Origin of the sequence: Pseudocitrobacter sp. 73, assembly GCF_008369545.1 — a bacterium.
Lineage (GTDB): Bacteria > Pseudomonadota > Gammaproteobacteria > Enterobacterales > Enterobacteriaceae > Pseudocitrobacter > Pseudocitrobacter vendiensis.
The window spans coordinates 178,036-196,139 of sequence record NZ_VTZO01000015.1 but is presented as its reverse complement, the minus strand read 5'-3'; the positions used below and the strand labels follow the sequence as shown (position 1 = coordinate 196,139).

At 53.8% G+C, this 18,104-nt stretch carries 20 protein-coding genes; 16 read left to right on the top strand and 4 right to left on the bottom strand.

The window, feature by feature from the left end:
- Nucleotides 1–200 precede the first annotated feature (200 nt).
- The 7 genes from mlaF (at nt 201) to murA (ending at nt 5,022) form a co-directional block, all read left to right on the top strand.
- Nucleotides 201–1,013, top strand: coding sequence for a phospholipid ABC transporter ATP-binding protein MlaF (gene mlaF / locus F0Q32_RS16955; protein ID WP_113858901.1), 813 nt, complete (start codon nt 201–203; stop codon nt 1,011–1,013).
- Nucleotides 1,014–1,020: 7 nt separating this feature from the next.
- The gene (gene mlaE / locus F0Q32_RS16950; protein ID WP_149463994.1) at nt 1,021–1,803 is read left to right on the top strand and encodes a lipid asymmetry maintenance ABC transporter permease subunit MlaE; all 783 of its coding nucleotides are present in this window, start codon (nt 1,021–1,023) and stop codon (nt 1,801–1,803) included.
- Nucleotides 1,804–1,807: 4 nt separating this feature from the next.
- On the top strand, nt 1,808–2,362 hold the full coding sequence (gene mlaD / locus F0Q32_RS16945) for an outer membrane lipid asymmetry maintenance protein MlaD (RefSeq protein ID WP_149463993.1): 555 nt from the start codon (nt 1,808–1,810) through the stop codon (nt 2,360–2,362).
- A gap of 18 nt (nt 2,363–2,380) precedes the next feature.
- Nucleotides 2,381–3,016, top strand: a complete 636-nt coding sequence (mlaC, locus tag F0Q32_RS16940) for a phospholipid-binding protein MlaC (RefSeq protein ID WP_015962834.1) — start codon at nt 2,381–2,383, stop codon at nt 3,014–3,016.
- Nucleotides 3,013–3,303, top strand: a complete 291-nt coding sequence (gene mlaB / locus F0Q32_RS16935; protein ID WP_149463992.1) for a lipid asymmetry maintenance protein MlaB — start codon at nt 3,013–3,015, stop codon at nt 3,301–3,303. Before mlaC ends, mlaB begins: the two co-directional genes overlap by 4 nt.
- Nucleotides 3,304–3,442: 139 nt before the next feature.
- Nucleotides 3,443–3,697, top strand: coding sequence for a BolA family iron metabolism protein IbaG (ibaG, locus tag F0Q32_RS16930; RefSeq protein WP_015962836.1), 255 nt, complete (start codon nt 3,443–3,445; stop codon nt 3,695–3,697).
- Between the two features lie 65 nt (nt 3,698–3,762).
- Nucleotides 3,763–5,022, top strand: a complete 1,260-nt coding sequence (gene murA, locus F0Q32_RS16925; protein WP_015962837.1) for a UDP-N-acetylglucosamine 1-carboxyvinyltransferase — start codon at nt 3,763–3,765, stop codon at nt 5,020–5,022.
- Between the two features lie 58 nt (nt 5,023–5,080).
- Here murA and sfsB read toward each other — a convergent pair whose 3' ends face one another.
- On the bottom strand, nt 5,081–5,350 hold the full coding sequence (sfsB, locus tag F0Q32_RS16920) for a DNA-binding transcriptional regulator SfsB (protein WP_149463991.1): 270 nt from the start codon (nt 5,348–5,350) through the stop codon (nt 5,081–5,083).
- Nucleotides 5,351–5,555: 205 nt separating this feature from the next.
- Nucleotides 5,556–6,527 carry an octaprenyl diphosphate synthase gene (gene ispB / locus F0Q32_RS16915; RefSeq protein ID WP_015962839.1) on the bottom strand — a complete coding sequence of 324 codons (972 nt, stop codon included), beginning with the start codon at nt 6,525–6,527 and terminating at the stop codon, nt 5,556–5,558.
- A gap of 258 nt (nt 6,528–6,785) precedes the next feature.
- Here ispB and rplU point away from each other — a divergent pair, with 258 nt between their 5' ends.
- From rplU to cgtA, 4 genes are all read left to right on the top strand, one after another.
- Nucleotides 6,786–7,097 carry a 50S ribosomal protein L21 gene (gene rplU, locus F0Q32_RS16910; RefSeq protein ID WP_003025032.1) on the top strand — a complete coding sequence of 104 codons (312 nt, stop codon included), beginning with the start codon at nt 6,786–6,788 and terminating at the stop codon, nt 7,095–7,097.
- Between the two features lie 19 nt (nt 7,098–7,116).
- Nucleotides 7,117–7,374 carry a 50S ribosomal protein L27 gene (rpmA, locus tag F0Q32_RS16905; RefSeq protein ID WP_007673187.1) on the top strand — a complete coding sequence of 86 codons (258 nt, stop codon included), beginning with the start codon at nt 7,117–7,119 and terminating at the stop codon, nt 7,372–7,374.
- Between the two features lie 103 nt (nt 7,375–7,477).
- Complete coding sequence (locus F0Q32_RS16900; RefSeq protein ID WP_015962840.1) at nt 7,478–8,443, top strand: DMT family transporter; 966 nt, start codon at nt 7,478–7,480, stop codon at nt 8,441–8,443.
- A gap of 15 nt (nt 8,444–8,458) precedes the next feature.
- The gene (gene cgtA, locus F0Q32_RS16895) at nt 8,459–9,637 is read left to right on the top strand and encodes an Obg family GTPase CgtA (RefSeq protein WP_149463990.1); all 1,179 of its coding nucleotides are present in this window, start codon (nt 8,459–8,461) and stop codon (nt 9,635–9,637) included.
- Between the two features lie 683 nt (nt 9,638–10,320).
- On the opposite strand, the gene dacB is transcribed toward cgtA, so the two are convergent.
- Complete coding sequence (gene dacB / locus F0Q32_RS16890) at nt 10,321–11,754, bottom strand: serine-type D-Ala-D-Ala carboxypeptidase (RefSeq protein WP_149463989.1); 1,434 nt, start codon at nt 11,752–11,754, stop codon at nt 10,321–10,323.
- Nucleotides 11,755–12,000: 246 nt separating this feature from the next.
- Between dacB and greA the strand changes: the two genes are divergently transcribed.
- Nucleotides 12,001–12,477: a transcription elongation factor GreA gene (gene greA / locus F0Q32_RS16885; RefSeq protein WP_015962844.1), complete on the top strand. Its 477-nt coding sequence runs from the start codon at nt 12,001–12,003 to the stop codon at nt 12,475–12,477.
- Nucleotides 12,478–12,630: 153 nt separating this feature from the next.
- On the opposite strand, the gene yhbY is transcribed toward greA, so the two are convergent.
- Complete coding sequence (gene yhbY / locus F0Q32_RS16880; RefSeq protein WP_041686369.1) at nt 12,631–12,924, bottom strand: ribosome assembly RNA-binding protein YhbY; 294 nt, start codon at nt 12,922–12,924, stop codon at nt 12,631–12,633.
- Between the two features lie 126 nt (nt 12,925–13,050).
- Between yhbY and rlmE the strand changes: the two genes are divergently transcribed.
- The 4 genes from rlmE (at nt 13,051) to glmM (ending at nt 17,991) form a co-directional block, all read left to right on the top strand.
- Nucleotides 13,051–13,680: a 23S rRNA (uridine(2552)-2'-O)-methyltransferase RlmE gene (rlmE, locus tag F0Q32_RS16875; RefSeq protein WP_015962846.1), complete on the top strand. Its 630-nt coding sequence runs from the start codon at nt 13,051–13,053 to the stop codon at nt 13,678–13,680.
- Between the two features lie 100 nt (nt 13,681–13,780).
- A complete protein-coding gene (ftsH, locus tag F0Q32_RS16870) occupies nt 13,781–15,715 on the top strand; it encodes an ATP-dependent zinc metalloprotease FtsH (protein ID WP_108474971.1) in 1,935 nt (644 codons plus the stop codon).
- Between the two features lie 97 nt (nt 15,716–15,812).
- Nucleotides 15,813–16,661 carry a dihydropteroate synthase gene (gene folP / locus F0Q32_RS16865; RefSeq protein WP_149463988.1) on the top strand — a complete coding sequence of 283 codons (849 nt, stop codon included), beginning with the start codon at nt 15,813–15,815 and terminating at the stop codon, nt 16,659–16,661.
- Nucleotides 16,654–17,991, top strand: coding sequence for a phosphoglucosamine mutase (glmM, locus tag F0Q32_RS16860; protein WP_149463987.1), 1,338 nt, complete (start codon nt 16,654–16,656; stop codon nt 17,989–17,991). The genes folP and glmM overlap by 8 nt, the downstream gene beginning before the upstream one ends.
- The last annotated feature ends 113 nt before the right edge of the window (nt 17,992–18,104 follow it).

Here is an 18,104-nt window from a genome sequence, read left to right as displayed (position 1 = left end):
AAAGTCCTTTCTTAAGGTATAATCGCTAGTCCGTAACGCTTGGTCGTAACGAATTCTTAATTTTGACTTTATGCGCTGTAAAAGTAAAACAAATGCCAGATTTCGTTAACCAAAGCAGAGCAGATTCTGTAAGAATGTCGGGTTTAGGGCAGGGAATCATTCCATGCTCACCCTGTTAAGGTCCTGGTAAAGGGAAACGTATGAGCCAGAGTTTAGCGAATCTTGTTGATGTCCGGGGAATGAGCTTTACGCGCGGGAACCGTGTTATCTTTGACAATATCTCGCTTTCGGTGCCGCGCGGAAAAATTACTGCCATTATGGGGCCGTCCGGCATCGGCAAAACCACACTGCTGCGCCTGATTGGCGGGCAGATCCCACCGGACAGCGGCGAGATCCTGTTTGACGGCGAGAATGTGCCGGAGATGTCCCGCTCGCGCCTGTATACCGTGCGTAAACGCATGAGCATGCTGTTTCAGTCCGGTGCGCTGTTCACCGACATGAACGTTTTTGACAATGTCGCCTATCCTATTCGTGAGCACACGAGGCTTCCTCCCGCTTTGCTGAAAAGCACGGTGATGATGAAACTGGAAGCGGTTGGCCTGCGTGGGGCGGCGAAATTGATGCCGTCAGAGCTCTCCGGCGGCATGGCGCGACGTGCGGCGCTGGCGCGCGCTATCGCGCTTGAGCCTGACCTCATTATGTTTGATGAACCTTTTGTTGGTCAGGACCCCATCACTATGGGCGTTCTGGTCAAATTGATTTCGGAACTCAATAGCGCGCTTGGTGTCACTTGTGTCGTGGTTTCGCACGATGTGCCAGAAGTGCTGAGTATCGCGGATTACGCCTACATCGTGGCGGATAAAAAAATTGTCGCGCACGGGAGCGCGTCAGCGTTGCAGGAAAACGATGATCCCCGGGTACGCCAGTTCCTCGACGGCATTGCCGATGGGCCTGTGCCGTTCCGCTATCCTGCGGGCGACTATCGCCGCGATCTCTTAGGAACAGGGAGCTAACTTACTCATGCTGTTAAATGCACTGGCCGCGCTGGGCCATCGCGGGATTAAGACTCTCGCGACGTTCGGGCGCGCTGGGTTAATGTTATTCAATGCCATCGTCGGCAAGCCGGAGTTTCGCAAGCACGCGCCGTTGCTGGTGCGCCAGCTTTATAACGTTGGTGTGCTGTCGATGCTCATCATCCTTGTGTCCGGCGTGTTCATCGGTATGGTGCTGGGGCTTCAGGGGTATCTGGTTCTAACCACCTATAGCGCGGAAACCAGTTTAGGCATGCTGGTGGCGCTGTCGCTGCTGCGCGAGCTGGGGCCGGTGGTTGCCGCGCTGCTGTTTGCAGGCCGCGCGGGTTCCGCTCTAACGGCTGAAATCGGCCTGATGCGCGCGACGGAACAGCTTTCCAGCATGGAAATGATGGCGGTCGACCCGTTACGTCGTGTTATTTCTCCACGCTTCTGGGCGGGCGTCATCTCGCTTCCGTTGCTGACGATTATGTTCGTCGCGGTTGGCGTCTGGGGTGGTTCGCTGGTTGGCGTGAGCTGGAAAGGTATTGATGCGGGCTTCTTCTGGTCGGCAATGCAAAATGCGGTGGATTTCCGCCTTGATCTGGTGAACTGCCTGATTAAGAGCGTGGTCTTCGCCATTACGGTTACATGGATTGCGTTATTCAACGGTTACGATGCGATCCCTACTTCTGCCGGGATCAGCCGTGCGACAACGCGCACCGTGGTGCATTCGTCGCTGGCGGTACTTGGGTTGGACTTTGTGCTGACGGCACTGATGTTTGGGAATTGAGTGAATGCAAACGAAAAAGAGTGAAATCTGGGTCGGTATCTTTTTGCTGGTTGCCATGCTGGCGGCGCTGTTTATCTGCCTGAAAGCGGCGGATGTCACCTCGCTGCGTACGGAGCCGACATACCGCATTTACGCCACCTTCGATAACATCGGCGGCCTGAAAGCGCGTTCGCCGGTGCGTATTGGTGGGGTTGTGATTGGCCGCGTCGCGGACATCACCCTCGACCCAAAAACCTATCTGCCGCGTGTAGCGCTGGATATCGAAGAGCGTTACAACCATATCCCGGATACCAGCTCGCTGGCGATTCGCACCTCCGGGCTGCTGGGGGAACAGTATCTGGCTCTGAACGTCGGTTTTGAGGACCCGGAGCTGGGAACGTCTATCCTTAAAGATGGCGGTACCATTCAGGACACCAAATCTGCCATGGTGCTGGAAGATTTAATCGGTCAGTTCCTTTACAACAGTAAAGGCAGTGACAATAAGAATTCAGGCGATGCGCAGAGCTCCGGCGAAGGACATACTGATGCTGCGGCGCCTGCTGCTGGCTCGACGAATTAATTTCAGGAGACGTAACTCATGTTTAAACGCTTATTGATGGTCGCTATGCTGGTGATTGCCCCGTTAACTGCGGCAACGGCGGCTGACCAGTCCAACCCGTACAAGCTGATGAATGAAGCGGCGCAGAAAACTTTTGATCGCCTGAAAAATGAACAGCCGAAAATTCGCGCGAATCCGAACTATCTGCGCGACGTGGTCGATCAGGAACTTCTGCCGTACGTGCAGGTAAAATATGCCGGAGCGCTGGTGCTGGGCCGTTACTACAAAGATGCGACGCCCGCACAGCGTGATGCTTACTTCGCGGCATTCCGTGAATACCTGAAACAGGCATACGGCCAGGCGCTGGCCATGTACCATGGTCAGACCTACCAGATCGCGCCGGAACAGCCGCTGAATGACGCGTCTATCGTGCCAATCCGTGTAACCATTATCGACCCGAATGGCCGTCCGCCAGTGCGTCTGGATTTCCAGTGGCGTAAAAACACCCAGACGGGTAACTGGCAGGCTTACGACATGATTGCGGAAGGGGTGAGCATGATCACTACCAAGCAAAACGAGTGGAGCGACCTGCTGCGTACCAAAGGCATTGATGGCCTTACCGCACAGTTGAAATCTATCTCTAACCAGCCGATTACGCTGGAACAGAAAAAATAATGGAACAGCTAAGCTGGACGCGCGACGGGGATATCCTGTCGCTGCACGGTGAACTGGATCAAGATCTACTGGTCCCCCTGTGGGACGCCAGAGCCGAAGCCACGAGCGGCGCTCAGGTGATTGATTTAAGTGGTCTAAGCCGCGTTGATACCGCTGGCCTCGCGTTATTAATCCACTTTATCGAGCTGATCCGCCGTCAGGGAAATACAGCCAGCGTTAAAGGTGTGAGCGAAAACGTCGCCACGCTCGCCGGGTTGTATAATCTGCCAGCAGATATGATCCCATAATACTTTCAGTGCGTTATTGCTGCTGATTACTCTCAAAGCCCCATCAATCTGCACGATGGGGCTTTTTGATTGTTTAAGCCTGCGTCACTTTCCTCTAAGATGTTGGGCTGTTTTCTCTATCAGATAAAAATGTGAACCCATGGAAAATCATGAAATTCAGACCGTGCTGATGAATGCACTCTCCCTTCAGGAAGCGATCGTCTCGGGCGATGGCAGCCACTTTCAGGTTATCGCGGTGGGTGAGATGTTTGACGGCATGAGCCGGGTCAAGAAGCAGCAGACTATCTATGCCCCGCTGATGGAGTATATTGCGGACAACCGCATCCATGCCCTGTCAATCAAAGCGTATACCCCGCAAGAGTGGGCACGCGACCGTAAACTTAACGGATTTTGAGCCATGGATTCGCCTGTAAGGGCGTGAATCGATGGCGAGTATGACTTTTAACAGAGAACAGAATAATGGATAAATTCCGTGTTCAGGGGCCGACTAAGCTCCAGGGCGAAGTGTCTATTTCCGGCGCTAAAAATGCCGCACTGCCAATCCTCTTCGCCGCACTGCTGGCGGAAGAGCCGGTAGAGATTCAAAACGTCCCGAAACTGAAAGACGTTGATACGTCGATGAAGCTGCTGAGCCAGTTAGGCGCGAAAGTTGAGCGCAATGGTTCGGTACACATCGATGCAAGCGGTGTGAACATCTTCTGCGCGCCGTATGAACTGGTGAAAACCATGCGTGCGTCCATCTGGGCTCTTGGTCCGCTGGTAGCGCGTTTTGGTCAGGGTCAGGTTTCACTGCCGGGCGGCTGTACTATTGGTGCGCGTCCGGTTGACCTGCACATCACTGGTCTGGAACAGCTTGGTGCGACCATCAAGCTGGAAGAAGGCTACGTGAAAGCCTCCGTTGATGGCCGCCTGAAAGGCGCGCACATCGTGATGGACAAAGTGAGCGTTGGCGCCACCGTGACCATTATGTCAGCGGCTACCCTTGCTGAAGGCACCACCATCATCGAAAACGCCGCGCGCGAGCCGGAGATTGTCGATACAGCAAACTTCCTCGTTGCGCTGGGCGCGAAAATCAGCGGTCAGGGCACCGATCGCATCACCATCGAAGGCGTAAAACGCCTGGGTGGCGGCGTTTACCGCGTACTGCCAGACCGTATCGAAACCGGTACTTTCCTCGTGGCTGCGGCCATCTCTCGCGGCAAAATCATCTGCCGTAACGCGTGCCCGGAAACGCTGGACGCCGTGCTGGCGAAACTGCGCGAAGCCGGTGCTGAAATTGAAGTCGGCAGCGACTGGATCAGCCTGGATATGCACGGTCAGCGTCCGAAAGCGGTGAACGTGCGTACCGCGCCGCACCCTGGCTTCCCGACCGACATGCAGGCGCAGTTCACCCTGCTGAATATGCTGGCGGAAGGGACGGGTGTGATCACCGAAACTATCTTCGAAAACCGTTTCATGCACATTCCGGAACTGATCCGTATGGGCGCGCGTGCGGAAATCGAAAGCAATACGGCTATCTGTCACGGCGTTGAGAAACTCTCCGGCGCTCAGGTAATGGCGACCGATCTGCGCGCGTCTGCAAGCCTGGTGCTGGCAGGTTGCATCGCGGAAGGTACCACCATTGTTGACCGTATCTATCACATCGATCGTGGCTACGAGCGCATTGAAGACAAACTGCGCGCGCTGGGTGCGAATATCGAACGTGTGAAGGGCGAGTAATCGTTCTTCTCACAACGCCTCTTACGTGCAGCGTGAGAGGCGTTGTGCTTTCTGAGGTTTATTTCTTTTTCGTCTGACGCATCGACTGCGTCTTATCAATAAACTGATGCGTGATAGGGTCGTGATAGCGTGACGGCCAGATAACCCACGGCTCAGTACCCAACGCTTTGGCGATAATCAGCTCACCTTTCGGCCACGGGCGCGACAGAACGTTGGCAAGCGTAGAGGAACTCAGGCCATTCTTACGGGATTCCGCCGCCATTGTTGTGCCTTTTTTGCGCAGACCCGCGATGATATCCGCAGGGTGCCAGTCAATAAACTTATCCATGTTATCTCCCTGTTCAGAAGCTAAATTGTTCGTGAAAACAGCACGGGAGTACTATAGCGCTTCCTGTTGGTAAGCTCTAAAAAGTTCATGTAAGTTGAGCTTAAATTCAGAAAACATCAAATTTTCGACGCTATCAGGCATGAATAATCATTTTTGGGATTTTACTGGAACTCTCCCGCTATGTGCGCGGGAGAGACAGACAGGATTAATGGTCGCGCTGAACAGCGATGTGGGCGAGGGCGATAAGCGCATCGCGCCATTGAGAATCAGGCAGCGGTGAGAGGGCGGCAATAGCTTTATCCGCTTCTTCTTCGGCGCGCTGACGCGTCCACTCCAGCGAGCCACAGGCCGCCATAGCTTCCAGAACCGGCTCCAGCAGATGACGCCCGTTACCCTGCTCAATCGCACCGCGAATCAGCAGCGCTTGTTCCGGGGTACCGTTACGCATAGCGTGCAGCAGCGGCAGGGTCGGCTTGCCCTCGTTGAGGTCATCACCGACGTTTTTGCCGAGCGTCTCGCCATCGGCGCTGTAATCCAGTAAATCATCAATCAACTGGAAAGCAGTACCGAGATAGCGTCCATAATCCTGCAAACCTTTTTCCTGCTCTGGCGTACAGCCTGCAAGCAGGCCGGAACACTGGGATGCCGCTTCAAACAGGCGCGCGGTTTTACTGTAAATCACGCGCATGTAGTTTTCTTCGGTGATGTCCGGGTCGTTGACGTTCATCAACTGCAGCACTTCGCCTTCGGCAATCACGTTCACCGCTTCCGACATCACTTCCAGCACCTTCAGCGAGCCGAGACTGGTCATCATCTGGAACGCACGGGTGTAGATGAAATCGCCGACCAGGACGCTTGCCGCATTCCCGAACGCGGCATTCGCGGTCGCTTTCCCGCGGCGCATGTCGGATTCATCCACCACATCGTCGTGCAGCAGCGTGGCGGTGTGGATAAACTCAATCAGCGCAGCGATGGTGACATGGGCATTTCCCTCGTAGCCGACCGCGCGAGCGGCCAGTACGGCGATCATAGGGCGAATGCGTTTTCCGCCTCCACTGACGATGTAATAACCCAACTGATTGATGAGCTGAACATCTGAGTTGAGCTGTTCAAGAATCGTTGCATTGACACCCGCCATATCCTGCGCGGTTAACTCATTGATTTGTTGTAGATTCATCGCAAAAGCCGGGCTTAATGTCCTGTTTACCACTTATCCGTACGGGATAATGAAGGTTTTACGTTAGAGTTGTAGCACTGATTGTACTGAAAAAACGGCTCAGATAAACGTTACCGTGAAAGTTGTGTTTTTTTTCTGCGTGTATTGATGGTAGCACTTGTCAAAGGCTCGCGTTTTGCGTAATATTCGCGCCCTATTGTGAATATTTATAGCGCACTCTGAATCACACGATTAATGTGCGCGGAAGCGGAGTTCTATATGTACGCGGTTTTCCAAAGTGGTGGTAAACAACACCGAGTAAGCGAAGGTCAGACCGTTCGCCTGGAAAAGCTGGACATCGCAACTGGCGAATCTGTTGAATTCGCTGAAGTTCTGATGATCGCAAACGGTGAAGAAGTCAAAATCGGCGTTCCTTTCGTTGATGGCGGCGTAATCAAAGCTGAAGTTGTTGCTCACGGTCGTGGCGAGAAAGTTAAAATCGTTAAGTTTCGTCGTCGTAAACACTACCGTAAGCAGCAGGGCCACCGTCAGTGGTTCACTGATGTGAAAATTACTGGCATCAGCGCCTAAGACCTGAGGAGAGATTTAAATGGCACATAAAAAGGCTGGCGGCTCAACTCGTAACGGTCGCGATTCAGAAGCTAAACGTCTTGGCGTTAAGCGTTTCGGTGGCGAAACCGTTCTGGCGGGTAGCATCATCGTTCGTCAGCGTGGTACCAAATTCCACGCTGGTAACAACGTAGGTTGCGGTCGTGACCACACTCTGTTTGCTAAAGCAGACGGTAAAGTGAAATTCGAAGTTAAAGGCCCGAACAACCGTAAATACATCAGCATCGTTGCTGAGTAAGGTTTTCGTGGTCCGGTAACGGATTAAAGCCCCGCAACTCGTTGCGGGGCTTTTTACATTCGACGCCCGGAAAATCACAGTGGTCTCAGGCAGGGAATCCGGTATGAAGCAGCAGGCAGGTATTGGTATTCTTTTGGCACTCACCACGGCGATATGTTGGGGTGCTTTGCCGATTGCAATGAAGCAGGTACTGGAGGTCATGGAACCGCCTACCGTTGTCTTCTATCGCTTTTTGATGGCCAGTGTCGGCCTTGGCCTCATTCTGACGGTGAAGCGCAAGCTGCCGCCGCTGCGAATTTTCCGTAACCCGCGTTGGCTGGTTCTGCTGGCGATTGCCACAGGCGGTCTGTTTGGGAACTTTGTTCTCTTCAGCTCCTCGCTGCAATATGTCAGTCCGACGGCTTCGCAGGTCATTGGGCAGCTCTCTCCCGTCGGGATGATGGTTGCCAGCGTATTTATCCTCAAAGAGAAAATGCGCGGTACGCAGATTGTTGGCGCTATCATGCTGGTCTGCGGGCTGGTGATGTTCTTCAACACCAGTTTGATTGAGATTTTCACGCGCCTGACCGACTACACCTGGGGCGTTATCTTCGGTGTCGGGGCGGCGATGGTCTGGGTGAGCTATGGCGTCGCGCAAAAGGTGTTATTGCGGCGGCTGGCGTCACAACAGATCCTGTTTTTACTGTACACTTTATGTACTATTGCGCTGCTGCCATTGGCAAAGCCGGCGGTTATCCATCAGCTCAGTGACTGGCAGCTAGCCTGCCTGATATTTTGTGGGCTGAACACGCTGGTTGGCTATGGCGCACTGGCGGAAGCCATGGCTCGCTGGCAGGCGGCGCAGGTGAGCGCGATTGTGACGCTGACCCCACTGTTTACACTGTTATTTTCAGATTTATTATCAATGGCCTGGCCCGATTTCTTCGCCAGACCGATGTTAAACCTTATCGGTTATCTCGGTGCGTTTGTCGTGGTTGCGGGCGCAATGTATTCCGCCATTGGTCACCGTCTTTGGGGACGGTGGCGTAAGCGTGAGGCGGTTGTAGTTGTCCCCCGCTCAGGCGAATGATTTACGGAGAGTAAAATGAAGTTTGTTGATGAAGCAACGATCCTGGTTGTAGCAGGTGATGGCGGTAATGGTTGCGTAAGCTTCCGCCGTGAAAAATATATTCCACGCGGTGGCCCTGATGGCGGCGACGGCGGCGATGGTGGTGATGTCTGGCTGGAAGCTGACGAGAACCTGAACACTCTGATTGACTATCGTTTTGAAAAATCTTTCCGTGCGGAACGTGGCCAGAACGGCCAGAGCCGTGACTGTACCGGTAAGCGCGGCAAAGACGTCACGGTTAAAGTGCCGGTGGGTACCCGTGTTATCGATCAGGGTACCGGCGAAACCATGGGCGACATGACCAAACACGGTCAGCGTCTGATGGTGGCAAAGGGCGGCTGGCACGGTCTGGGTAACACCCGTTTTAAATCGTCCGTTAACCGTACTCCGCGTCAAAAAACGATGGGGACACCGGGTGACAAGCGTGACCTGCAGCTGGAACTGATGCTGTTGGCCGATGTTGGTATGCTGGGTATGCCGAACGCCGGTAAATCCACCTTCATCCGCGCCGTGTCTGCGGCGAAGCCGAAAGTGGCGGATTATCCGTTTACCACCCTGGTGCCAAGCCTTGGTGTGGTGCGTATGGATAACGAGAAGAGCTTCGTGGTTGCCGATATTCCGGGGCTGATCGAAGGCGCAGCGGAAGGTGCTGGTCTGGGTATCCGCTTCCTGAAACACCTTGAGCGTTGCCGCGTGCTGCTGCATCTCATCGACATCGCGCCGATCGACGGTTCCGATCCGGTTGAGAACGCCCGTATTATTATCGGCGAACTTGAGAAGTACAGTGAAAAACTGGCCGGTAAGCCACGCTGGTTGGTCTTCAATAAGATCGACCTGATGGATAAAGCGGAAGCTGAAGCGAAGGCTAAAGAGATTGCAGAGGCGCTGGGTTGGGAAGGTAAACACTACCTGATCTCCGCCGCCAGCCAGCAGGGCGTAAAAGACCTGTGCTGGGATGTCATGACCTTTATCATCGAGAACCCGATTGTTTCCGCAGAAGAAGCGAAACAGCCAGAGAAAGTCGAATTCATGTGGGATGACTATCACCGCCAGCAGCTTGAAGAAGCGGCTGTCGAAGAAGAAGACGATGAAGACTGGGATGACGATTGGGACGAAGACGACGAAGAAGGCGTTGAGTTCATTTACAAGCGTTAAACTTAAAAACCCGGCCTGATGGCCTAATGCTGGTCAGTTAAGCGCAAAGTTCCGTTCACTTTATGTTTTGCGCAATATGTAACATCAGCATCAGTGAACGGGCAAAGGGGGTCAACCGCGACCCCCTTCGCAATCCCCGCGGCCCCGCGGGGAAATCGGTGCTTCGCACTACGCTCTCCTCCGAACTCCAGCCTGCGGCACGGCGAAACTCGACGTCCTGTCTCGGTTCGCCTCAGTCCGCCATCCATGGCGGACTGACCTTGTCTTCCATTCTCCGGCTCGCCGATTTCCAGCGGGGACTCGTCGGTTTCAGATACGCTGGTTTTTGCTGTTTACTTAAAGACCGCAGCGCTGTTGGTGGCGTCAAAATCGCCGAAGTGTTCCCTGAAGGCCGGGGCAGCCCACATGGATGTGGGCTGAGGGCGCGGCTTTACAGGGATGTTACCTCGCGCCCGACCCGAAAGCCGTAAGGGATAAGCTGAGGGAACCGCGAAGCGGCGATTTTTCCGCCGAAGCCCGGGGGTGCAGGGGGCGGCGGCGATTGGCCGCCCCCTGCGTGCTCCCTGCGCCTGCACGATTTATATGGCATGGAGCCAGACAGGAGCGCAACGGGAAGATGCTTTGAAAAGTGAATCAGTGCTTAACTGACCAGCATTAGGCCTGATGGCCGGTTTTTTTTATGCTCAGTTATTCTGATAAATGTCCTTATACAACCGGCTCTCAAACCGCACCAACGGAATACGGCGGTTACGTTGATCCGCCGGTGAAACCGCATAGCCCGAGAGATACTGCACGAATGCCATTCGTTGACCGCTGGCGGTGGTGATAAATCCGGCCAGGTTATACACGCCCTGCAACGAACCCGTTTTCGCGGAGACTTTGCCATCTACCCCCGCCTGATGCAGACCTGCGCGGTATTGCAAAGAACCATCATGCCCGGCGAGCGGCAGCATAGAGATGTAGTTCAGCTCATTATCATGCTGAGCGATATATTGCAGCACCTGCATCATCGTCGCAGGGGCGATCAGGTTATGCCGTGAAAGGCCGGAGCCATCGGCGATAATCGTGTTGCCTAAATCGACGCCCGCCTGCTGACGCAGGATCTGACGTACCGCATCCGAACCCGCACGCCAGGTACCCGGCACGTTGAAACGCGCGTGGCCGATCATACGGAAGACGGTATCGGCGATCATGTTGTCCGATTTTTTCAGCATAATTCGCAGCAGATCGTGCAGCGGCGCGGACTGCTTCGTGGCGATCACGGTTCCCGGCTCATTAACCAGGGTCTGGCGCAGCAGCGTGCCGCTGTAGGTAATGCCAGCCTGCTTCAGTTCATCTTTAATGATCGCACCGGCGTAGCTGGCGCCGTCCTGGATCGCGAAAGCCAGTGGAAGCGGCTCGGAACGCTGCGGCAGACAGCCGGTCAGGGTGTAGCGGTTAAGATCGCCTGGCACCACGTCCAGTTCACAGTATTGCGCGTCAGGGGAGCCTTTCGCCAGCGTACGTACCTGGCTGAACATGGTCACCGGATAATAAGACGCAACGCGAATAAACGCTAAATCATCCGCTTTTTGCGCACTATAGAGAGAAATCGAGAAGCAGTTGCGATCGACAATCGCGGCAGCGGGCGGGGCGCTGAAGCACTGGGTCATGTCGTTCCACGGCCAGCCAGGGGCTTTATCGTGACTGGCGAAAATTGAGGTATCAATGAGCACATTACCTTCAATTTTCTGCACACCTGCTTTTTTCAGGTTAGCGACCATATTGCGAATATCCTGACGTTTTAACGTCGGATCGCCGCCAAATCGCGCCACCAGGTCGCCTTTCAGCGTACCATCATCGATGCTGCCTTTGCTCTCAAGAGTGGTGGTAAAGCGAAAGTCGGGGCCAAGCTGAAGCAACGCCGCAAGCGCAGTGATCACTTTCTGCGTACTGGCAGGCAGCGCCATCTGTTGGCTGTGGTAGTCGATCTCTGGCGCTGCTGCGCCCACTTTTTGCACCATAAAAGCAAGATTGGCCCCTGCAGGAAGTTGACTGGTGTACTCTTCAACATTCGCGGCCTGGACGCTAAACGCTATCGTGGTGGTCAATCCAATGATAAATCTGGAAAATCGCATAATCCCGCGCTAACAACCTGGAAACAAGCCGACATACTACGGCGCAAAGCCCTGTAAAGTAAACGATGACCCATAGTGAACTTCAGGGTAAAATACTTATCAAATGAGAAATTGCTGCTGACCTGGGACTTTGTACCCGGGTCGGTTTTCTTTTGCTTCTGGCCTGGCCGCGTGGCGTTGTCAGGCGGGCTGAGAGCCGGAGCGGGGTGAACTGCTCCCAACAGGAATGTTCAAGAGGTATAACAAATGCAAGCTATTCCGATGACCCTTCGTGGCGCAGAAAAACTGCGTGAAGAACTCGATTTTCTGAAATCTGTTCGCCGTCCTGAAATCATTGCAGCCATTGCGGAAGCACGTGAGCACGGCGATCTGAAAGAGAACGCTGAATACCATGCTGCCCGTGAGCAGCAGGGCTTCTGCGAAGGCCGTATTAAAGATATCGAAGCCAAGCTGTCTAACGCGCAGGTTATCGATATCACCAAAATGCCTAACAATGGCCGCGTGATTTTTGGCTCAACTGTCACTGTCCTTAACCTCGATACTGATGAAGAACAAACCTACCGTATCGTGGGTGATGATGAGGCGGATTTTAAGCAGAATCTGATTTCTGTGAACTCACCGATCGCGCGTGGTCTGGTCGGCAAAGAGCAGGATGATGTCGTTACCATTCGCACGCCAGGCGGCGAAGTCGAGTACGAAATCATTAAGGTTGAATATCTTTAACGGTTGCCCAACGCAGAGATGTTGATGCATTGTAAAGATAAGAAAAAGGCCGCATAGCGGCCTTTTATCAAGCTGAAGAGCGTGGCATGTTGCTAGCCCTCGAGAAGGAAAACCCTCGTTTTACACACTGTTGTGTGCAAATTTAGGATATTCTTAACGTGGCAGCGAGATTTTACGTTCTTTACTCGGGCGATAAAGCACCAGCATTTTACCGATGACCTGTACGTTACAGGCGCCGGTTTCGCGCACGATAGCGTCCACGATCAAGGTTTTGGTCTCGCGATCTTCAGACGCGACTTTCACCTTGATGAGTTCATGGTGCTCTAACGCTTGTTCAATCTCGGCCAGTACCCCTTCGGTCAAACCATTATTGCCAAGCATAACTACCGGCTTGAGCGGATGTGCCAGACCTTTCAGGTGCTGTTTTTGTTTAGTACTCAGATTCATCGTATATTTTTGCTTACGTTGGGATTGAAAACGGGTCATTCTACCGCCATCTCCCATATATCGCCAAATAGTGCGTTGAAATTTACGCCGCATGGCAACGATGTTCTGCCCCGATGGGAAAGTTAAATGACAGGTAAGAAGCGTTCTGCCAGCTCAAGTCGCTGGCTTCAGGAACACTTTAGCGATAAATATGTTCAAGCGGCACAGAAAAAGGGGTTGCGTTCCCGTGCCTGGTTTAAACTTGATGAAATACAGCAAAGTGACAAACTTTTTAAGCCGGGGATGACGGTTGTTGACCTCGGTGCTGCCCCAGGAGGCTGGTCACAGTACGTGGTCACGCAGATTGGTGGCAAAGGCCGCATCATCGCTTGCGATCTTTTACCTATGGATCCAATCGTTGGTGTGGACTTCCTTCAGGGCGACTTTCGTGATGAACTCGTGATGAAAGCGTTACTGGAACGCGTGGGTGACAGTAAAGTACAAGTTGTCATGTCAGATATGGCACCAAACATGAGTGGAACACCCGCGGTGGATATCCCCCGCGCCATGTATCTGGTGGAGCTGGCGCTTGAAATGGCTCGTGATGTTCTCGCGCCAGGCGGTAATTTTGTAGTGAAGGTGTTCCAGGGCGAAGGCTTCGATGAGTATCTAAGGGAAATTCGCTCCCTGTTTACGAAGGTGAAAGTTCGTAAGCCGGACTCTTCTCGCGCGCGTTCGCGGGAAGTGTACATTGTAGCGACCGGGCGAAAACCATAGAAGGTGGAATTTCAGACGAAAGTTTGAAACAAACTGGATATAGAGTATCCTGACGCTGTTTTTAACACAGTTGTAATAAGAGGTTAATCCCTTGAGTGACATGGCGAAAAACCTAATACTCTGGCTGGTCATTGCCGTTGTGCTGATGTCAGTATTCCAGAGCTTTGGGCCCAGCGAGTCGAATAGCCGCAAGGTGGACTACTCTACCTTCCTGCAAGAGGTCAATCAGGACCAGGTTCGCGAAGCGCGTATCAACGGACGTGAGATCAACGTTACCAAGAAAGATAGTAACCGTTACACGACTTACATTCCGGTTAACGATCCGAAGCTTCTCGACAACCTGCTGACTAAAAATGTCAAAGTGGTTGGCGAACCGCCTGAAGAACCGAGCCTGCTGGCTTCTATCTTCATCTCCTGGTTCCCGATGTTGTTACTGATCGGTGTCTGGATCTTCTTCATGCGCCAGATGCAGGGCGGCGGTGGCAAAGGTGCCATGTCGTTCGGTAAAAGTAAGGCGCGCATGCTGACTGAAGATCAGATCAAAACCACCTTTGCTGACGTCGCAGGCTGTGACGAAGCAAAAGAAGAGGTTGGTGAACTGGTTGAATATCTGCGTGAGCCGAGCCGTTTCCAGAAACTGGGCGGTAAAATTCCGAAAGGCGTCCTGATGGTCGGCCCTCCGGGTACCGGTAAAACGCTGCTGGCGAAAGCAATCGCTGGCGAAGCGAAGGTTCCGTTCTTTACGATTTCCGGTTCTGACTTCGTAGAAATGTTCGTCGGTGTGGGCGCATCTCGTGTGCGTGACATGTTCGAACAGGCGAAGAAAGCGGCACCGTGCATCATCTTTATCGATGAAATCGACGCCGTAGGCCGCCAGCGTGGCGCAGGCCTGGGCGGTGGTCACGATGAACGTGAACAGACCCTGAACCAGATGCTGGTTGAAATGGACGGCTTCGAAGGTAACGAAGGTATCATCGTTATCGCGGCAACTAACCGCCCGGACGTTCTCGACCCGGCGCTGCTGCGTCCTGGCCGTTTCGACCGTCAGGTTGTCGTTGGCCTGCCAGATGTTCGCGGTCGTGAGCAGATCCTGAAAGTTCACATGCGTCGCGTACCACTGGCACCCGATATCGACGCGGCAATCATTGCCCGTGGTACTCCTGGTTTCTCCGGTGCAGACCTGGCGAACCTGGTGAACGAAGCGGCACTGTTTGCCGCACGTGGCAACAAACGCGTTGTCTCGATGGTTGAGTTCGAAAAAGCGAAAGACAAAATCATGATGGGTGCGGAACGTCGCTCCATGGTGATGACGGAAGCGCAGAAAGAATCTACCGCGTATCACGAAGCAGGCCACGCGATTATTGGTCGCCTGGTGCCGGAACACGATCCGGTGCACAAAGTGACGATTATTCCGCGCGGACGTGCGCTGGGTGTGACCTTCTTCCTGCCTGAAGGCGACGCGATCAGCGCCAGCCGTCAGAAACTGGAAAGCCAGATTTCTACGCTGTATGGCGGTCGTCTGGCAGAAGAGATCATCTACGGTGCGGAGCATGTTTCTACCGGTGCGTCGAACGACATTAAAGTCGCGACGAACCTGGCACGTAACATGGTCACCCAGTGGGGCTTCTCCGACAAACTCGGTCCGCTGCTGTACGCGGAAGAAGAGGGCGAAGTGTTCCTGGGCCGTTCAGTCGCGAAAGCGAAACATATGTCTGATGAAACCGCGCGTATCATCGACCAGGAAGTAAAATCGCTCATCGAACGTAACTACGATCGTGCGCGTAAGTTGCTTAACGACAATATGGACATCCTGCATGCGATGAAAGATGCGCTCATGAAATATGAGACCATCGATGCGCCGCAGATTGATGACCTGATGGCCCGCCGTGATGTTCGCCCGCCAGCGGGCTGGGAAGAACCGGGTTCATCGAACAATTCTGACAACAATGGCACCCCGCGTGCGCCGCGTCCGGTCGATGAACCGCGTACGCCGAACCCGGGCAACACCATGTCAGAACAGTTAGGCGACAAATAAGTTATCCGCACGTGATAACGTAGCATCACCTGAAACCCTGAGGCTTGCCTCAGGGTTTTTTTACATTCAAGACAAGAATCAATCGGAAGGATTAGCCATGAAACTCTTCGCCCAGGGCTCCACGCTGGATCTCTCTCACCCTCACGTTATGGGCATTCTGAACGTCACGCCGGATTCGTTCTCCGACGGTGGAACGCACAATACGTTAGTGGAGGCGGTGAAGCACGCTAACCTGATGATTAACGCTGGAGCGACGATTGTGGATGTGGGCGGTGAATCTACGCGCCCAGGGGCTTCTGAAGTCAGCGTCGAAGAGGAGCTGGAACGGGTGATCCCGGTCGTAGAGGCCATTGCCCAGCGATTTGAAGTGTGGATCTCTGTTGATACATCAAAACCGGAAGTCATCCGCGAATCCGCGCGCGCAGGCGCCCATATTATTAATGATATCCGCTCGCTTACCGAACCCGGCGCACTGGAAGCGGCTGCGGAAACCGGCCTCCCCGTTTCCCTGATGCACATGCAGGGCAATCCGAAAACCATGCAGGAAGCGCCGAAGTATGATGACGTTTTTGCAGATGTGAATCGCTTCTTTATTGAACATATCGCACGTTGTGAAGCGGCAGGTATCGGAAAAGAGAAATTGATCCTCGACCCGGGGTTCGGTTTCGGTAAGAATCTCTCCCATAATTATGCATTACTGGCACGCTTGTCCGAATTCCATCATTTTGGCCTTCCGCTGTTCGTTGGGATGTCGCGTAAGTCGATGATTGGTCAACTGCTGAACGTTGGGCCTTCCGAACGTCTCAGTGGTAGCCTGGCGTGTGCGGTGATTGCCGCAATGCAGGGGGCGCATATTATTCGTGTCCATGATGTCAAAGAAACTGTAGAAGCGATGCGCGTGGTGGAAGCTACGTTGTCAGCGAAGGAAAACAAACGCTATGAGTAAACGTAAATATTTTGGTACCGATGGTATTCGTGGTCGCGTAGGCGATGCGCCCATCACCCCTGATTTCGTATTGAAACTGGGCTGGGCAGCCGGGAAGGTGCTGGCAAGCCACGGTTCACGTAAGATCATCATCGGTAAAGATACCCGCATCTCAGGCTACATGCTGGAGTCTGCACTGGAAGCCGGCCTTGCCGCTGCGGGGCTCTCTGCGTCCTTTACTGGCCCAATGCCGACCCCTGCGGTGGCTTACCTGACACGTACCTTCCGCGCTGAGGCGGGTATCGTTATCTCCGCATCGCATAATCCGTACTACGACAACGGCATCAAATTCTTCTCCATCGACGGTACCAAACTGCCGGATGAAGTTGAAGAAGCCATCGAAGCTGAGCTGGAAAAAGAGATCAGCTGTGTGGATTCAGCCGAACTGGGTAAAGCCAGTCGTATCGTCGATGCTGCAGGCCGCTATATCGAATTCTGCAAAGCGACCTTCCCGAACGAACTGAGCCTGAACGACCTCAAAATCGTGGTCGACTGTGCGAACGGTGCCACTTATCACATCGCGCCGAACGTATTCCGCGAACTGGGCGCGCAGGTTGTGGCCATCGGCTGTGATCCGGATGGCGTAAACATCAACCAGGAAGTCGGCGCAACCGACGTTCGTGCCTTGCAGGCGCGCGTACTGGCTGAGAAGGCACACCTTGGCATCGCCTTTGACGGCGACGGCGACCGCGTCATCATGGTTGACCATGAAGGCAATAAAGTCGACGGTGACCAGATCCTCTATATCATTGCCCGTGAAGGGCTGCGTCAGGGCAAACTGCGCGGTGGCGCGGTCGGCACCCTGATGAGCAACATGGGTCTGGAAGTCGCGCTGAAGCAGTTAGGTATTCCGTTTGTACGCGCCAAAGTGGGCGACCGTTACGTGCTGGAAAAACTGCAGGAGAAAGACTGGCGCATTGGTGCGGAAAACTCCGGTCACGTCATTCTGTTAGATCAAACCACCACGGGTGACGGGATTGTGGCCGCGCTGCAGGTTGTTGCAGCGATGGTGCGTAACCACATGTCTCTGCATGATCTGTGCAGCGGCATGAAAATGTTCCCGCAGGTGCTGATCAACGTCCGCTTCACAGCGGGTAGCGGCGACCCGCTGGAAAATGAAACAGTAAAAGCGGTGACGGCGGAAGTGGAAGCCGCACTGGGCAACCGCGGTCGCGTGCTGCTGCGTAAATCGGGCACCGAGCCACTGATTCGCGTGATGGTTGAGGGCGAAGACGAAGCACAGGTTACTGCATTCGCTAATCGCATTGCGGATGCGGTTAAAGCGGTCTGATATCTGCGATAAGTGATTAATAAGGCGGCGGTTGCCGCCTCTCTTTTAGGGAAAACAGGCTTTTTTGCTGTTTTTTTCCGCAGTTGATACAATGCGATAAAATTGCCCTTGCG

Bases quoted from the DNA above. Each gene is read 5' to 3' on its own strand.
- glmM (WP_149463987.1), top strand. From the start codon at position 16,654: ATGAGTAAACGTAAATATTTTGGTACCGATGGTATTCGTGGTCGCGTA.
- mlaF (WP_113858901.1), top strand. From the start codon at position 201: ATGAGCCAGAGTTTAGCGAATCTTGTTGATGTCCGGGGAATGAGCTTT.
- mlaC (WP_015962834.1), top strand. From the start codon at position 2,381: ATGTTTAAACGCTTATTGATGGTCGCTATGCTGGTGATTGCCCCGTTA.
- rlmE (WP_015962846.1), top strand. From the start codon at position 13,051: ATGACAGGTAAGAAGCGTTCTGCCAGCTCAAGTCGCTGGCTTCAGGAA.
- F0Q32_RS16900 (WP_015962840.1), top strand. From the start codon at position 7,478: ATGAAGCAGCAGGCAGGTATTGGTATTCTTTTGGCACTCACCACGGCG.
- murA (WP_015962837.1), top strand. From the start codon at position 3,763: ATGGATAAATTCCGTGTTCAGGGGCCGACTAAGCTCCAGGGCGAAGTG.
- ibaG (WP_015962836.1), top strand. From the start codon at position 3,443: ATGGAAAATCATGAAATTCAGACCGTGCTGATGAATGCACTCTCCCTT.
- folP (WP_149463988.1), top strand. From the start codon at position 15,813: ATGAAACTCTTCGCCCAGGGCTCCACGCTGGATCTCTCTCACCCTCAC.
- yhbY (WP_041686369.1), bottom strand. From the start codon at position 12,924: ATGAATCTGAGTACTAAACAAAAACAGCACCTGAAAGGTCTGGCACAT.
- sfsB (WP_149463991.1), bottom strand. From the start codon at position 5,350: ATGGATAAGTTTATTGACTGGCACCCTGCGGATATCATCGCGGGTCTG.
- rpmA (WP_007673187.1), top strand. From the start codon at position 7,117: ATGGCACATAAAAAGGCTGGCGGCTCAACTCGTAACGGTCGCGATTCA.
- dacB (WP_149463989.1), bottom strand. From the start codon at position 11,754: ATGCGATTTTCCAGATTTATCATTGGATTGACCACCACGATAGCGTTT.
- mlaE (WP_149463994.1), top strand. From the start codon at position 1,021: ATGCTGTTAAATGCACTGGCCGCGCTGGGCCATCGCGGGATTAAGACT.
- rplU (WP_003025032.1), top strand. From the start codon at position 6,786: ATGTACGCGGTTTTCCAAAGTGGTGGTAAACAACACCGAGTAAGCGAA.
- ftsH (WP_108474971.1), top strand. From the start codon at position 13,781: ATGGCGAAAAACCTAATACTCTGGCTGGTCATTGCCGTTGTGCTGATG.
- mlaD (WP_149463993.1), top strand. From the start codon at position 1,808: ATGCAAACGAAAAAGAGTGAAATCTGGGTCGGTATCTTTTTGCTGGTT.
- greA (WP_015962844.1), top strand. From the start codon at position 12,001: ATGCAAGCTATTCCGATGACCCTTCGTGGCGCAGAAAAACTGCGTGAA.
- ispB (WP_015962839.1), bottom strand. From the start codon at position 6,527: ATGAATCTACAACAAATCAATGAGTTAACCGCGCAGGATATGGCGGGT.
- cgtA (WP_149463990.1), top strand. From the start codon at position 8,459: ATGAAGTTTGTTGATGAAGCAACGATCCTGGTTGTAGCAGGTGATGGC.